The sequence below is a fragment of the Thioalkalivibrio sp. ALE9 genome, from assembly GCF_000377445.1.
Lineage (GTDB): Bacteria > Pseudomonadota > Gammaproteobacteria > Ectothiorhodospirales > Ectothiorhodospiraceae > Thioalkalivibrio.
Genome location: NZ_KB898131.1, coordinates 1 through 13,847, shown reverse-complemented (window position 1 = coordinate 13,847; position 13,847 = coordinate 1). Strand labels below are relative to the sequence as shown.

Sequence of the window (13,847 nt, the reverse complement as noted above, 5' to 3'; positions counted from 1 at the left end):
ATGGAAACGTCGGCAGCGCGCTGGACTTTCGTCGCGCCAGTGTGACCAGATGCCGTGTGCGCCCGTGCAAGCCCGCTTTTTCCATGCAACCTTCGACCCCGGTGAGATGCTGAGATGGAGGCCCGTTCGCTCTACCGACTACCGGCCGACCCGGCGGCCCGGCAGGCCGCCGCGGCCTGGCTGCGGACCGCCGCAGCCCGGGGGCCGGTGCTCTGGGTGGGGCGGCATGTGCCCGACGGCCTGCCGCACGTGGCGCCGGCACAGGCCGGGCACTGGCTGGGCCACGAAGTGCAGGCCCTGGTGTTCGAGGCCGGGGATCCGCTCGCCGTGGATGCGCTGGTCACCGCGGCCGGGCTGCTGCGCGGCGGGGGCACCCTGGTGGTCCTCGACGGCGTCACCGGTGAAGGCGCGTTTACCCGCCGCTGGCGGGCCGCGCTGGCCGAGGCGTGGGTGCGGACGCCCGCATCGGCGGAGGAATGGCCCGAGGTGCCGGCACGTCCGGCGCCCGCCTTTGCGTGGACGCCGGATCAGGCCGCGGCGCTGGATCGTCTCGCGCATCTTGGCGCCGACGAATGCCTGGCGCTGATCGCCCCGCGCGGTCGCGGCAAGTCGACCCTCCTGGGCGAGTTCCTCGGCGGGACACTCCAACACGGCGGGCCCGCGATCACGCTGACGGCACCGAGTCCACGGGCCGTGGGTGCCCTGCTGGCGCGCGCCCGCCGGTGGGTCGACACGCCGGAGCGTCTCTACCGGGCACCGGATATCCTGCTGGAAGCGCCCGAACCCGTGGATACTCTGATCATCGACGAGGCAGCGAACCTGCCGGTGGAGCGCCTGCTGCGCCTCGCCCGCCGTGCCCGGCGCCTGGTGTTGTCCACCACGACCGGCGGCTTCGAGGGGAGTGGCCAGGGCTTCCGGCTGCGTGCGCTGCCGGCCCTGGAGGCGGCGGGGTTCCGGGTGCGGGTTCAGCCCATGGCGACCCCGGTGCGCTGGGCGCCGGGGGATCCGTTGGAGGACTGGCTCGATCGGTTGTGCCTGCTGGAGGCGGAAAGCCGGACACCGGCTACCCAGGCCGTCCGTCTGCGCTGGACGACCGGGGCGGCCCTGGCGGAGTTGCCGCAGACCCTGGAGGCCGTGACGGGCCTGCTGGCGGATGCGCACTACCGGACCCGTCCGTCCGATCTTCTGCGCTGGCTGGAGGACCCCGGCGGGCGCGTGCTGTGCATGGAGGGCGTGACGGACGGGGCGCTCTTCGGCGTCGTGCTGATTCAGGAGGAACCCGGCCTGGATCGGGCCCTGGCCGAGGCGGTGTGGGCGGGTGAGCGCCGTCCGCAGGGGCAGTTTCTGCCCTGCACACTGGCTGCTCTGGGGGGCTTCGAGCTGGCGGCGGAGCGTACCTGGCGCATCCAGCGCATCGCGGTGCACCCGCGCTGGCAGGGGCGGGGCCTGGGCGGCCGCCTGCTGCGGGCGATCGCGGATCGGGCCGTTGCCGAACGGGTGGCGTTGCTGGGGGCGAGTTTCGGACTGCAGCCCGCGTTGCTGCGGCTCTGGCAGCGGGAGGGCTACGTTCTGGTGCGCGTGGGCACCCAGCCGGACGCGGCCAGTGGTCAGGTCAGTGGCGTGGTCCTGCGCGCCCTCCGGCCCCGCACGGCCTCCGGTCTGCAGCCAATCCAGCGCGCCTTTTGGCGCGACTGGCCAGTCTGGCACCCACGCTTCCTGCCGGCATCCGCCGCGGCCATGGTGAGTGCGGTCCTGGAGGAAACGGCCCGGCCGTTGGCGGAGGCCGACCCGGCCACCGATCTCGCGGAGGTTCGAGCCTTTGCGTACCGCGCGCGGCCGCTGGAATGGGCGTTGCCGGCCCTGTTGCGGCAGCTGGAAGCAGCCCCGCCGGCCGATCCGGAAGGCCGCCTGCTGGCGGCGAGCCTGGCCGCGCCTATCGACTGGGCACGCCTGGCCCGCGAGCTCGGGGTGTCCGGGCGGCGCGGCGTCACCCGCAGGCTGCGCCGCGCCGCCCGGACCTGGCTGGAGGTACGTAGCCCGTAGACCGGGTCAGAGCCGGAACTGCGCCAGGGCCTGCTGGATCTCCTTTTCCACCTGCTTGAGTTCGTCGGAGGCGGCGCTGACCCGGTCGGCGGTGTTGGCCGACTGATCCGCCTCGTCGGAGATCTGCACGATATTGCGGTTGATATCCTCGACCACCGTGCTCTGCTGGCGCGAAGCGACCGCGATCTGCTCGGTCATCTCCACGATGGTGGTGACCGACTGCCGGATCTGCTGCAGGGCGCCGTTGACCTCGGCGGTATGCTCCATGGTCGACTCGGCCTCTTCCTGACCCTGTTCCATGGCCTTGACGGCACTGGTGGTGGCGGTTTGCAGGCGCGAGATCATGGACTCGATCTCGTCGGTGGATTCCTGCGTGCGGGTCGCCAGCTTGCGGACCTCGTCGGCGACCACCGCGAAGCCGCGGCCATGTTCGCCGGCGCGGGCGGCCTCGATGGCCGCGTTCAGGGCCAGCAGGTTGGTCTGCTCGGCGACCCCGCGGATCACCTCGAGGATGGTCCCAATTTGCTTGGAGTCCTCGCCCAGCTTGGAGACGGTCCCGGCGGCCTGCTCGACGGTGCCGAGCAGCGAGGCCATGGACTCGATGTTCTTCTCCATCACCTCGGAGCCGTTGTTCACCGCATCCCCGGCCTCCTGGCCGGCCTGGGAGGTCGCGTCGGTGTTGCGCGCGATCTCCTCGGCGCTGCTTTGCAGCTCGTTGATCGCGGTGGCGACACGCTCGGTCTCGTCGCGCTGGCGCGAGACCGCCTCGCGGGCCTCGTAGGCCTCCTGGTTCAGGTTCTCGGTGGCGCGGTTGAGTGTCTCGGTGCTGCCGCGCGCGTGGCCGATGGCCTGGGCGATCTTGTCGGTGAAGCGGTTGAAGGCGCGGCCCAGTTGCGCGGTCTCGATCAGCCCGTTCTCGTCCAGGCGGCGGCTCAGATCGCCATCGCCGTCGGCGATCTCCTCGAGCGCCGCGGTGGAGTGGGCCAGCGCGCGCCGCACGACCAGGATGATGAACACCGCGCCGGCCAGCCCGAGGATCACGCCGATCAGGGCCAGGATGCCCTGGGTCGTCTGGGTGGCGCGCATGTCGGCAGTCAGGGCGGCGGCGCTGCGTTCGGCGCGGGCAGTGATGCGCTCGCTGAGTCCTTGCAGATGATCGCGGGCCTCGACCAGCAGCGGGCCGATCTCGGTCCGAATCAGGTAGGCATCCTGCAGGGCCTGTTCGCTGCCGTGGATCTCGATCAGGTCGTCCAGCGCGGTGTTCTGGGTATCCAGGGCCATCTGGAAGTCTTCCAGCGCGATCTGCTGTTCGAAGTCGAGATCGTCGAACTGGTCCATCAGCTGCGCGGTGATGTCGTTGGTGCGGGTCGAGAACAGGCGGACGTTCTCGCGGAAGGCGTCATCGCGGAAGGCGATGAACCCGCGCAGGTTGGAGGTGACCTGGACCACCGACATGCGCAGCTCATGCAGGGTGTCGAGACGGTCCCAGGAACGCTGGAAGCGCGGCAGGGCCATCTCGGCGTCGATCATCATGTTGGTCTGCTGGGTCATCTCGCGGCTGGCCGGGTTGGCCCGGGCGTTGGCGATGCCCAGGGCCGGCATATTCTCGGCCGCGTTCTCCGCCACCTCGATCAGGCGGTCCTCGAAGCTGGCGAACTGATCCACCAGGCGGCGTACCTCGGTCGCGCTGGCGGCGAGTTCCTCGTCGGCCGCGATGACCGGATTCTCGTTCAGGGCCCGCGTGGCCGCATCGAGCTCGCGCATCGCGTTTTGCCATGCATCGCGATGCGACTGCTCCTCGCTCATCAGGTAGAAGCCGAGAAACGCCGCGCTCTCCTGCAGCAGCTGCTCGACATCGTTGACCCGGGCGACGGCCGGGTAGTCGGCCTGCGTGAGTTGCTCGACCCCCTGACTGCCCGTGCTCATCGCGCGCAGTGCCAGCAGGGAGTTGATGATCAGGATGGCGACGACCAGGCCGAACCCGGCAATCAGCAGCCCCCGGATGGAGAGTTTGTCCAGCATGCGATGACTCCTTCAGCGCGCCCTGTCCCGGGCGCTTCGCGAACCGGCCGCGGTCTCGGAGAGCGCGGACCCGAAAGGTGGCTATTCAACCCCTGTTACGGCAGACCCCCGGCAGAGTTGAGGGGTGGCCGGAAACCCGAGTGTAGACGCGCCGACGCTCAACCGGATTCCAGCTGCTCCCAGCGCTCGAAGCAGTGGGCCAGCTCGGCCTCCACGGTCTCGAGCCGCGCCTGCAGGTCGCGCATGCGTTCACCGTCGCGCAGGGCCTCGGGATCGGTCATCGCCGTGGTCAGTTCCTGTTGCTCGGTTTCCAGGGCCTCGATCCGGGCCGGGAGGGCCTCCAGTTCGCGCGCATCCTTGTAGGACAGTTTGCGCGGGGTCGCCGGAGCGTTTTCCGATGTCTGCGGCGATGGTTCGGGAGCGGGCTCGGCCCGCGGCTCCGGGGCGCCGGGGCGGGCGGCGGCCGCGGTTTCGCCCTCCAGCAGCCGCCGCGTGACACGTTCGGGCAGGTCGGACCAGCCACCCACGAACTCTTCCACCGATCCGTCGCCCGGCAGGACCAGGGTCGAGGTCGCGACATTGTCCAGAAACGAGCGGTCGTGGCTGACCACGATCACCGTCCCGGTGTACTCGATCAGGAGCTGTTCCAGCAGCTCCAGGGTCTCCACATCGAGGTCGTTGGTGGGTTCGTCGAGCACCAGCAGATTTGCCGGGCGCAGGAACAGCTTGGCCAGCAGCAGGCGATTGCGCTCGCCCCCGGACAGCGCCGACACCGGCTGTCGGGAACGTGACGGCGGGAACAGGAAGTCTTCCAGGTAGGACAAAATGTGCCGGCTCTCGCCATTGACCATCACCCGGTCTCGCCCCTCGCCGACCGCGTCCTGCACCGTGGTGTCCTCGTCGAGATGCGCGCGCGCCTGGTCGAAGTACGCGATCTCCAGCTGGGTGCCCAGCTTCACGTGACCGGCCAGCGGCTCCATCTGTCCGAGCAGGCCGCGCAGCAGGGTCGTCTTGCCCGCGCCGTTGGGTCCGACGATGCCCAGGGCATCGCCGCGTTGCAGCAGCAGGTTCACGTCCCTGACGATGGGTTTTTCGTAGCCGAAATCGGCGTGTTCCGCCTCGATCACCAGCCGGCCCGAACGCTGTTCCGGGCTCAGCTTCATCTTGACCTGGCCGCTGCGTTCGCGACGCTCGGCGCGCTTCTTGCGCAGGGCCTGCAGTGCCCGCACGCGCCCCTCGTTGCGGGTACGCCGTGCCTTGATGCCCTGGCGCACCCAGGCCTCCTCCTGCGCCAGCTTGCGGTCGAACTCCGCGCGCTGGGTGGCCTCGGTCTCCAGGCGTTCGGCCTGGCGCTCGCGGAATTCCTCGATCGACGGCGGATGTTCATACAGCTGCCCGCGGTCCAGCTCCAGGATGCGGGTGGCTACACTCTCCATGAACTGGCGGTCATGGCTGATGAAGACCACGGTCAGGCCGCTCTCGAGCAGGAACTCTTCCAGCCAGCGGATCGCGGCCACGTCGAGATGGTTGGTCGGTTCGTCGAGCAGCAGCAGCTGCGGGCGCTGCACCAGCTCGCGTGCCAGCCAGACCCGGCGCTTGAGTCCGCCGGACAGCGCGGCGAACTGCGCCTCGGGGTCCAGGCTCAGGCGGGAGATGGTGGTCTCCACCCGGTTCTGCAGGCTCCAGCCATCGATGGCGTCGAGCTGCGACTGCACTGGCCCCATCTTCTCCAGGGCATCCATGTCGCCGCCGGCCGCGGCCTGGCTCAGGTGGTGGAAGCGCTCCAGCAGGCGCCCGGCCTCGCCCAGGCCCTCGGCCACGACATCGAACACCGTCCCTTCAATGCCCGGGGGCAACTCCTGGGTCAGGTAGGCGGTGGTGAGGCCGTCCTGGCAGGTGATCTCGCCCGAATCCGCCTGCGCCTCGCCGTTGAGCACCTTGAGCAGGGTGGATTTGCCCTCTCCGTTGCGCCCGGCGATGGCGACGCGCTCGCCGGGTTCCAGGCTCAGGTTGATGCCGTCGAGCAGGGCGGCCATGCCGTAGGCCAGGTGGATGTTGCGCAGGGTGAGCAGTGCCATTCGAGTTCCGGTCGCGAGCGAGTGTTGTAGCGGGCGCCAAGCCTATCACCTTGGCGCTCTGCGGCGTGCGGTTGGCTGCGTCCAGCCGCCTGCCTCGTGGTGGCTGGTCCTCTTTCGTCATCTGGTGTTTACGGTGCCTTCGGTCCACATACTGCCCGGCGCTGACTCGCCAGCGCGCCGCGCCCGTTGTTGATCAAAAACGGGCTTCTTTGCTCGTGCAAAGAAGTACCCAAGAAACACGCCCGACTGCCGCGACCCCGGCCCGCTGCGCGGGCCGGGGTTTCCCTCGCTCCGAGGTTTTTCGCGGGCGGCGCTGAACTCGCTACGCCTTCGGCTCCGCTCAGACATCCAGCGCCTTTTTCCCCGCGAAAACCCTCTCCACTCGGCGCGACGACAACGGGGGATTCAAGGTCAAGACAACAGCCGTCCCGACGGTCGTGCCAGTGGAGGATGGCTAACTTTTCGGACATCTTGGGCACGCTCGGCCCTCGGCCGTTGCGTGCCGCGCCCGCAGGGCGGGCGCCAGGGGCTTTCGAGCGGCGTTGCCTATGGTTAGGCGCAAACATGGGGATGCGTTCGGTTTTGACCTTCGCCTCCCGTATGGAGCCCCTTGCGGAAGGGTTCTCGGGCCGGGAGAAGGCGCTGGATGTCTGAGCGAAGCGCAGCGTAGCGAGTTCAGCGCCGCCGGCCCGAGGGCCCTGGAGCAAGGTTCCCGGGCGGAATCCGGGTGCCCTTCTTTGGGCACTTTCTTGGGCAAGCAAGAAAGTGCCTCGGGGCGCGCTGGCGAGTCAGCGCCGGGCAGTATGTGGACCGAAGGCACCATAAACACCGAAGAATGAACCAGGACCAGCCTCAGCCCGGCAGGCGACCGGCCGGAGGCACCGTAAACACCAGAGGCCGAACCGGGACCAGCCACCAACAGGTCGGCGGCAGGCCGGAGTCACGCGAAAACGGAATCGCCCAGCATGCCTCGTGGGGGGCGAGGGCGAGAGAGGGGCGCGTGTCAGGCCTCGCCCATGAGCCAGGCGCTGGCGGCGCCGGCCAGACTCATCAGCGCGAGGACGAAGATCGCCACCTCGGTGCCCGCCAGCTGCGCCAGCAGCCCGAACAGCCCGCCGACCAGCAGCAGGGCACCAATGACCGTGTTGCTGACCGCGGTGAACGCGGCCCGGGTCTCCTGCGTGGCCATATCCACCAGATACGTCTTGCGCCCCAGGCGCACACCGGCATGACTGACCCCGAGCAGGAAGAACAACGCCGCATAGAGCCAGCCGCCGGGGACCAGTGCGTGGTCGGTATCCACCGGCACGAACCAGACGCCCACCGCGACCGCAATGCCAAGCCCGGCGGCCAGAAGGCCAGACAGGATCAGCACCCAGCGCGCCGAGCGGTCGGACAGGCGCCCCCAGACCGGGGCGCTGACCGCCGAGGCCAGGCCGCTGGCCAGGATCAGCAGCCCCAGGGTGCCGAGATCGCCGGCGGTGGCGTCCTCCGCGAGAAGGACGTAGAAGGGCAGGGCCAGCGCGGTGCTCATCAGCAGGGCGCGGGTCAGCACGAAGTGGCCAAAGGCGCGGTCGGTCCACAGCAGGCGCATGGAGCGGATGGCCTCGGTCACCGCGTTGCCGCCGCCCTCGGTGGAGCCCGGGTCCTCGCGCAGCCGGGTAAAGGTCGCGGCGGCCACCCACCAGGCCCCGGCCGAGGCGGCCAGCAGGGCGACGAAGACCCCGATGCCGGCCTCTTCGAGGTTCGCCAGCGTCAGGTAGATACCCAGGCCCAGGGTGAAGAAGCCGGCGAGGGAGGCGGCATAGCCCATCACGGTTCCGCGCTGGTGCTTGGCGATGGTCTTGCCGAGCACATCCTTGGAAGCCACCGAGTTGATCCCCCGCGACAGGGCAAAGACGATCAGGAGCCCGAGGATGGCCCAGCCGGCGGCGGCGCCCTCCAGGGTCAGGGCGACGACAGCCATGCCGGCGACGGCCAGGCCGGACAGGACACTGCCCAGCACCCAGAAGCCCTTGCGGATCGCCCGGCGGCGAATGGAGGCGGCAACGAACAGTTGAGGCAGTAGCGAGCCAGATTCGCGGATCGGCACCAGGAAGCCGGCGAAGGCGGCCGGGGCGCCCAGGGCGCCGAGCAGCCAGGCCAGCACCAGTCGGGCCGAGGCGAGCTCGTCGCCAATCTTGCTCAGGGTGTTGGCGACCAGGTGGACGAAGAAATTGACCGGCTGGGCGCGGCAGGCGTTTTCGGGGATGTCCTTGCAGACGCGCGCGTCCTCGTCGCCGGCAATGGTTTCGTACAGTCCGATAATCGGGCGCGGAAGCTTGTCCAGGTCGTTGGCGGTCATGAGGTCTTTCCGTTGCGTTGTCCCGTCATTGCGAGGAGCCGAAGGCGACGTGGCAACCTCCAGATGCTGGCAGGGCGGCGGGATCCGGTGGTGCCGGAAGGCAGATTGCCACGGTGCCTGCGGCACCTCGCAATGACAGGGGCGGGTGCGACGCGCTACCGGCGCCCGGCCAGCGGGTCGCTCGGGTCGACGCTGTCGCGGAACGGCTTGCGCCGGTCGAGGTTGGTCAGCTGATAGACGTTGCCCAGCCAGTTGTTGATCACCGCCAGCGCGGTGTCGTGCCAGGTGTTGTCGAGGCGGTCCAGTAGCAGCGCCTCGGGCAGGGCCGGGATCTCGGTGCAGTGTTCCAGCGCGGCCTCCACGTGCTCGCGGTGCTCGTCGAGGATGGCGGCGGCCTGCGGCATCAGGTAGTTCTCCGGCAGCGGCGGGTAAGCGTCGCGTTCGCCCTGGATGTAGCGCACCACCTCGCGTTTGTATTCCTTGAGCAGGCTGATCGAGTCGTATTCCGGGTGGCCCTGGAAGAAGACCATGCGAAAGCCGTCGGGCGAGGCCCCCAGGTGGATCCCGGACTGGTCACTCTCCACCAGCACGCGCAGTCCGTGGCGCTCGAACTGGTCGCGCGAGACATCGTTGTAGCGCGAGTGCGGCACGTCGAAACGGGTGTTCACGCCGGTGACCAGCGGATGCCCGCGGTCGACCACGCGATGCGGGAACACGCCCCACAGCTTCTCGCCCATATGCCGGCGGTGCTCGCCGTAGCGCGCCTGCAGCACGGCGTGGGTCGCCAGGCAGGAGCACAGGGTGGAGGTCACGTTCTCCCAGGCCCAGTCGACCACCTCGGCCAGCGGTTCCCAGAAGGGTTCCAGGGCCAGGTCCGGCTGGGTCACGTTGGCGCCGGTGATGATCAGCGCGTCGAGGCCCTCCTTCTTCAGGTCCTCGAAGGATTCGTAGTACTGCTTGACGTGGTCGCGCCCCTTCGGCCCGCGCTTGAGTTGCGGCAGGGTGAACGGGTGGATATAGAACTGCGCGATCTGGTTGCTCTCGCCGATCAGGCGAAAGAACTGGCGCTCGGTGGCCGCGAGGGCGGCGTCCGGCATCATGTTCAGCAGCCCGATATGCAGGGCGCGGATCTCCTGCTGCTGGGCGAAGTCGCTGGGCAGGACGGTCTCGCCCTCGCTTTTCAGGCGGGCAAAGGTGGGCAGGTCGGAGTAGGCGACAAGTGGCATTACAGACGCGCCTCCCGTTCCAGGGCCATGCAGACCAGGTCGTCGAAGTCGGCCGCGTTGCGCACCCGCGCCAGTTCCGTGGTGCTGATGGTGTAGCCGTGACTCTCGGCGATCGCCTCGTAACGTGGCAGGCGGGCACGGAACAGCCGCGAGAAGACCCAGCGCACAAAGGCGTCCGGGTCGATCTGGGCGACGTAGTCCAGCCCCTCGTCGCGCATGTATTCGGCCAGCTGCTGGTCGAGGAAGGCCTCGCGGTAGTACAGCGGCTTGGGATCGCTCTCGGCGCGCTCGATCAGCTGGCGCTCGTCCTCGTCGGTCGCCTTGATGTAGAGGATCAGCGTGTGCTCCGCGAGGGTCTCCAGCACGCCGGGGCTGTCCAGTTCGCAGACCGAGCCGCCGGCATCGTTGACGAAGTGCGGATAGCCGAACAGCGTCTGGGACTTGTTGATGAAGTCGGGCACGTCGAGCATGGCCTGCACCTCGGCCTCGTGGTGCAGGGTCTGGCGGCGCTTGAACTCGGTCAGCGGCAGTCCGCCCAGCTCCGGGTTGCCGAGCTTGCCGAGGAAGCTCGCCACCGGGTGCAGGTTGTCCACCGTGATGTTGTTGATGATCTGGATCGAGTCCGAGCGCAGCAGATCGCGCAGGAATGGCACCGCCATCGCCTGGGCCTTGATGTTGTCCAGGATCGGTTCGCTCAGGTAGCGCGTGCCGATGCGGTAGTCGCCGGAGTAGTGGAACCAGTCCTCGCGCCGCAGCATGTTGGACAGGCGCGTCTTGCCGACACCGGACATCCCCAGCAGGGTGATGCGGCGGTGGTCCTGATTGCGGTACTCGTCGGGGGTCAGGCGCATGATGTTGGTTTTATCGACGCAGGATGAACAGGATACCGGCGATCACCGCCAGGCCACTGATGACGTAGTGGTCGTACTGGAACTGCAGCCCCAGCAGACCGCGCAGGCCGAACAGGATCAACCACAAGCCCAGCAAAATGTTTCCAAGCATGCGCATCCCTGCGTGTCTCCCGGTTCGTGATTAGCGGATCAACTGGCTCAGTTCGCGGAACTGCGGATCGGCCGCGTCGCGCAGCCATTCGAACAGCACCGATTCGTGATTGGTGATGATGGCGCCGGCGGCGCGCAGGCGCTCCAGCCCGTTGTGCTTGCGCCCGGTGTCGCGCGAGCAGACTCCGTCCTCGACCACGAACACGGTCACGCCCGCCTCCAGCAGTTCCAGTGCCGTCTGGGTCACGCAGATGTGGGTCTCCGCGCCGGTCAGGATGATCTGGTCGCCGCGGGTCAGGCGGGTGTGCAGGTCGGGTTCGGCGCAGCAGGAGAAAGCCGTCTTGTCGGTGACCGCGCCCTTGCCGTCCAGCGCCTGCTGCAGGGGGGCGGTGACCTCGCCGAGGCCTTTGGGATACTGGCGCGATACCTCGATCGGGATGCCGAGCTTGCGCGCCGCCTCGATCAGGCGCACGGCATTGCGCTCGACCTCGGCACGGGCCGCCTCGGGCATGGCGGCCAGCAGGCGTTCCTGCAGGTCGATCAGGACCAGGCGCGACCGCGCGCGCTCGCAGCGGGCCCGTGGGTTATGCGTGGCGGAGGCGGACATTACTCCAGCAGGTCGTCGATGGCCTCGAGGTCGGCCACGCTCAGGCGACCGGCCGCGCGCTGCAGGCGCAGCGACTCGCCGAGGAAGCCGTAGCGGGCCTCGGCGTAGTCGCGCTCGGCGCGGAAGACCTCGCGCAGGGCGAGCAGGACGTCCACCTGGGTGCGGGTACCGACCTCGAAGCCGGCCTCGGCCGCCTCGAACGCGGACTGGGTCGAAACCAGCGCCTGCTCCAGCGCGCGCACCCGCGAGTTGTTGGAGATCACCGACAGGTAGGCGCTGCGGGTGTCCTGGGTGGTGCGGCGCTCCACCAGCGACTGGCCTTCCTGCGCGGCCTGGAAGTCCTCGCGGGCCTGGCGGGTCAGGGCGCTGACGCGCCCGCCGGTGTAGAGCGGGATCTCCAGTTGCACGCCGACCTGGGCGTCGGTGCCCTCGAAGAAGGCGCCTCTGGCATCAGCTGGTACATCCAGGCCGTGGTAGCGGTTCTCGCGCACCGAGGCGTTCAGGTTGAGCCGCGGCAGGCCCTCGGCGCGCTGGCGCTGGATCTGTTCGCGGGCGGTTTCCGTGCTCAGGCGCTGGGCGGCCAGTTCCAGGTTGTTGGCGAGCGCGATGTCGACCCAGGCCTGCGGATCGGCCGGGTCCGGCGGGGTCAGCTCGGCCTCGTCGCGCAGCATGTCCAGCTCGTCCCAGTAGGTATTGGTGATCACCGCGAGCTGCTCGCGGGTCAGGTCCAGCTGGTTCGCGGCGGCGATGCGCTCGGCCTCGGCGATGTCGCGCTGGGCCTGGGCTTCGGTGACGTCGGTACGGGCGACCAGGCCGACATCGAAGCGGCGCTGGGTCTGTTCCAGCTGGCGCTCGATCGCCTCGACCTCGGCCTCGCGGAAGGCCAGGGTTTCCTGTGCGATGAGCACGTCGAAGTAGGCCTGGGCCACGCGCAGGATCAGGTCCTGGCGGGCGGCATCCAGTTCGGCCTCGGCGCGGGCGATCTCGAGATCCACCTGCGCCAGCTCGATGTAGTTGCGGCGGTCGTAGAGGCTTTGGGCCAGATTGACGCCGAAGCTGGTCTCGCGCCCATCAATGCTCGGTTCATTGCGGCCGTCGCGGTAGAACGCGCCGGCCTCGGCCTGCCCGGAGATCTGCGGCAGCAGGGCGGAGCGCGCGAGCGGCCGGTTCTCCAGCACGCTGCGGTACTCCGCCTCGGCGGTGCGCAGTTCGGCGTCTTCCGCGGCCGCGCGCTCGTAGACCTCCATCAGGCTGGAGGCGGTGGCGGGGGCCGAGATCACCAGGGCCAGCCCGGCGGCGGCGAGAAGCGACGGCAGACGGTTCATGGACGCGACTCCGGAGGATATTAGGAAACGCCTATCCTATCAGAGCATGTTCCGGCATGGGGCCTCCGGCGCGCGCCCCGTGCCGGGGCGCAGGCGACCGGCTCAGAATTCGAACGCGGGCTTCGGTTCGAAGCCGACCAGCGGCTTCACGCGGGTCTCGAACAGGCCCTCGTGGCGGCAGTCGTCTTCGGTGGTCCGGGTGATCAGCTGGGCCTCCATGATCGGGCCATCGCCAGTGACCACGAACAGCCGGCCGCCGAGCGTCAGGTAGGGCTCGAGGAAGTCGTCGTATTCGGTCATGCCGCCAGTGAGGATGATCGCGTCGTAACGCGGGCGCGGCGGGGTCCAGTCACGGGTCACCGTGGCGGTGCGCAGGTGGGCGTTATCGAGACCCAGATCCGTCAGGCGGTTACGCGCCGCGAGACGCAGATCGTCGACCCGCTCGATGCTGTCGACCCGGGCCGCGAGGTGGGCCAGGCAGGCGGTCACGTAACCGGAACCGGTGCCGATCTCCAGTACCGTCTCGGTGGGCTGCGGCGACACGGCCTGCAGCAGCCGGCCGACCACCACCGGCGGCAGGGTGTTTTCGCCGTGCCCCAGCGGGATCTCGGAATCCGCATATGCCAGGGCCTGGTAGGGCTCGGGCATGAAGCGTTCACGCGGCAGGGTTTCCATCACGTCCAGCACGCGCGTATCGAGCACGTCCCAGGGGCGAACCTGCTGCTCGACCATGTTGATCCGGGCCTTGGCGAAATCCATCGCGGTTTCCTCTGTACGCTAAACAGCCGCGAAAGAGTACGTTCACGCGCCGAAACAGGCAAGTAGGAGGCCAGCCCTCTGGCCGATGGGGTGTTGACCAGACCCCATCGGCCAGAGGGTTTGCCTCCTGCGGGGGGTGCCGCTATTGCCCGTAGGAGCGCAGCCCCCTGCGCGATGGGGTCTGGAGTGTGGTGGTCAAGTGATTTCGGACACCGCGTTAGGTGGATTGGCTGCCGTTGGTTGCTCGTAGATGCTGGGAGGCAGGTAGCCCAGCGTCGAGTGGATGCGAACGGTGTTGTAGAACCGAGCGATGTAGTCCGCGATATCCCGCCGCGCCTCGCCGTGGTTTGCGTAGCGGCGCTGCCAGACGCGTTCCGTCTTGAGGCTCAGGAAGAAGCGCTCGACGACGGCATTGTCCCAGCAGTTACCCCGGCGGCTCATG

Annotated in this window: 12 protein-coding genes; 2 read left to right on the top strand and 10 right to left on the bottom strand. The window is 68.8% G+C overall.

The genetic code is table 11. The annotated features are described in order from the left end of the window. Positions 1 to 114 precede the first annotated feature (114 nt). A complete protein-coding gene (locus D106_RS0111195) occupies positions 115 to 2,043 on the top strand; it encodes a GNAT family N-acetyltransferase (protein ID WP_018880075.1) in 1,929 nt (642 codons plus the stop codon). 6 nt (positions 2,044 to 2,049) lie between these two features. On the opposite strand, the gene D106_RS0111190 is transcribed toward D106_RS0111195, so the two are convergent. Then, the gene (locus tag D106_RS0111190) at positions 2,050 to 4,065 is read right to left on the bottom strand and encodes a methyl-accepting chemotaxis protein (RefSeq protein ID WP_018878450.1); all 2,016 of its coding nucleotides are present in this window, start codon (positions 4,063 to 4,065) and stop codon (positions 2,050 to 2,052) included. Between the two features lie 158 nt (positions 4,066 to 4,223). Further along, positions 4,224 to 6,143 carry an ATP-binding cassette domain-containing protein gene (locus D106_RS0111185; RefSeq protein WP_018880074.1) on the bottom strand — a complete coding sequence of 640 codons (1,920 nt, stop codon included), beginning with the start codon at positions 6,141 to 6,143 and terminating at the stop codon, positions 4,224 to 4,226. Positions 6,144 to 6,593: 450 nt separating this feature from the next. Between D106_RS0111185 and D106_RS15285 the strand changes: the two genes are divergently transcribed. Beyond that, positions 6,594 to 6,797: a hypothetical protein gene (locus D106_RS15285; RefSeq protein ID WP_081618662.1), complete on the top strand. Its 204-nt coding sequence runs from the start codon at positions 6,594 to 6,596 to the stop codon at positions 6,795 to 6,797. A gap of 349 nt (positions 6,798 to 7,146) precedes the next feature. Here D106_RS15285 and D106_RS0111180 read toward each other — a convergent pair whose 3' ends face one another. From D106_RS0111180 to D106_RS0111145, 8 genes are all read right to left on the bottom strand, one after another. Beyond that, a complete protein-coding gene (locus D106_RS0111180) occupies positions 7,147 to 8,487 on the bottom strand; it encodes an MFS transporter (protein ID WP_018880073.1) in 1,341 nt (446 codons plus the stop codon). Between the two features lie 155 nt (positions 8,488 to 8,642). Further along, positions 8,643 to 9,713 carry a homoserine O-succinyltransferase gene (locus D106_RS0111175; protein ID WP_018876863.1) on the bottom strand — a complete coding sequence of 357 codons (1,071 nt, stop codon included), beginning with the start codon at positions 9,711 to 9,713 and terminating at the stop codon, positions 8,643 to 8,645. Continuing rightward, positions 9,713 to 10,564 carry a hypothetical protein gene (locus D106_RS0111170; protein ID WP_018880072.1) on the bottom strand — a complete coding sequence of 284 codons (852 nt, stop codon included), beginning with the start codon at positions 10,562 to 10,564 and terminating at the stop codon, positions 9,713 to 9,715. Before D106_RS0111170 ends, D106_RS0111175 begins: the two co-directional genes overlap by 1 nt. A 10-nt stretch (positions 10,565 to 10,574) precedes the next feature. Then, positions 10,575 to 10,715 carry a hypothetical protein gene (locus D106_RS15205; RefSeq protein WP_019625837.1) on the bottom strand — a complete coding sequence of 47 codons (141 nt, stop codon included), beginning with the start codon at positions 10,713 to 10,715 and terminating at the stop codon, positions 10,575 to 10,577. A 30-nt stretch (positions 10,716 to 10,745) separates the two neighbouring features. Then, positions 10,746 to 11,321: an isochorismatase family protein gene (locus tag D106_RS0111160; RefSeq protein WP_018880071.1), complete on the bottom strand. Its 576-nt coding sequence runs from the start codon at positions 11,319 to 11,321 to the stop codon at positions 10,746 to 10,748. After that, positions 11,321 to 12,646 (bottom strand): TolC family outer membrane protein, encoded by a 1,326-nt coding sequence (locus D106_RS0111155; RefSeq protein WP_018866679.1) that lies wholly within the window; start codon positions 12,644 to 12,646, stop codon positions 11,321 to 11,323. The genes D106_RS0111160 and D106_RS0111155 overlap by 1 nt, the downstream gene beginning before the upstream one ends. Positions 12,647 to 12,748: 102 nt before the next feature. Beyond that, complete coding sequence (locus tag D106_RS0111150) at positions 12,749 to 13,405, bottom strand: protein-L-isoaspartate O-methyltransferase (RefSeq protein WP_018880070.1); 657 nt, start codon at positions 13,403 to 13,405, stop codon at positions 12,749 to 12,751. 195 nt (positions 13,406 to 13,600) lie between these two features. Next, the coding region (locus D106_RS0111145) for an integrase core domain-containing protein (protein ID WP_018880069.1) at positions 13,601 to 13,847 on the bottom strand (247 nt) is incomplete at its 5' end.

Bases quoted from the DNA above. Each gene is read 5' to 3' on its own strand.
- D106_RS0111180 (WP_018880073.1), bottom strand. From the start codon at position 8,487: ATGACCGCCAACGACCTGGACAAGCTTCCGCGCCCGATTATCGGACTG.
- D106_RS0111175 (WP_018876863.1), bottom strand. From the start codon at position 9,713: ATGCCACTTGTCGCCTACTCCGACCTGCCCACCTTTGCCCGCCTGAAA.
- D106_RS0111155 (WP_018866679.1), bottom strand. From the start codon at position 12,646: ATGAACCGTCTGCCGTCGCTTCTCGCCGCCGCCGGGCTGGCCCTGGTG.
- D106_RS0111185 (WP_018880074.1), bottom strand. From the start codon at position 6,143: ATGGCACTGCTCACCCTGCGCAACATCCACCTGGCCTACGGCATGGCC.
- D106_RS0111195 (WP_018880075.1), top strand. From the start codon at position 115: ATGGAGGCCCGTTCGCTCTACCGACTACCGGCCGACCCGGCGGCCCGG.
- D106_RS0111150 (WP_018880070.1), bottom strand. From the start codon at position 13,405: ATGGATTTCGCCAAGGCCCGGATCAACATGGTCGAGCAGCAGGTTCGC.
- D106_RS0111170 (WP_018880072.1), bottom strand. From the start codon at position 10,564: ATGCGCCTGACCCCCGACGAGTACCGCAATCAGGACCACCGCCGCATC.
- D106_RS0111160 (WP_018880071.1), bottom strand. From the start codon at position 11,321: ATGTCCGCCTCCGCCACGCATAACCCACGGGCCCGCTGCGAGCGCGCG.
- D106_RS0111190 (WP_018878450.1), bottom strand. From the start codon at position 4,065: ATGCTGGACAAACTCTCCATCCGGGGGCTGCTGATTGCCGGGTTCGGC.
- D106_RS15285 (WP_081618662.1), top strand. From the start codon at position 6,594: ATGGCTAACTTTTCGGACATCTTGGGCACGCTCGGCCCTCGGCCGTTG.
- D106_RS15205 (WP_019625837.1), bottom strand. From the start codon at position 10,715: ATGCTTGGAAACATTTTGCTGGGCTTGTGGTTGATCCTGTTCGGCCTG.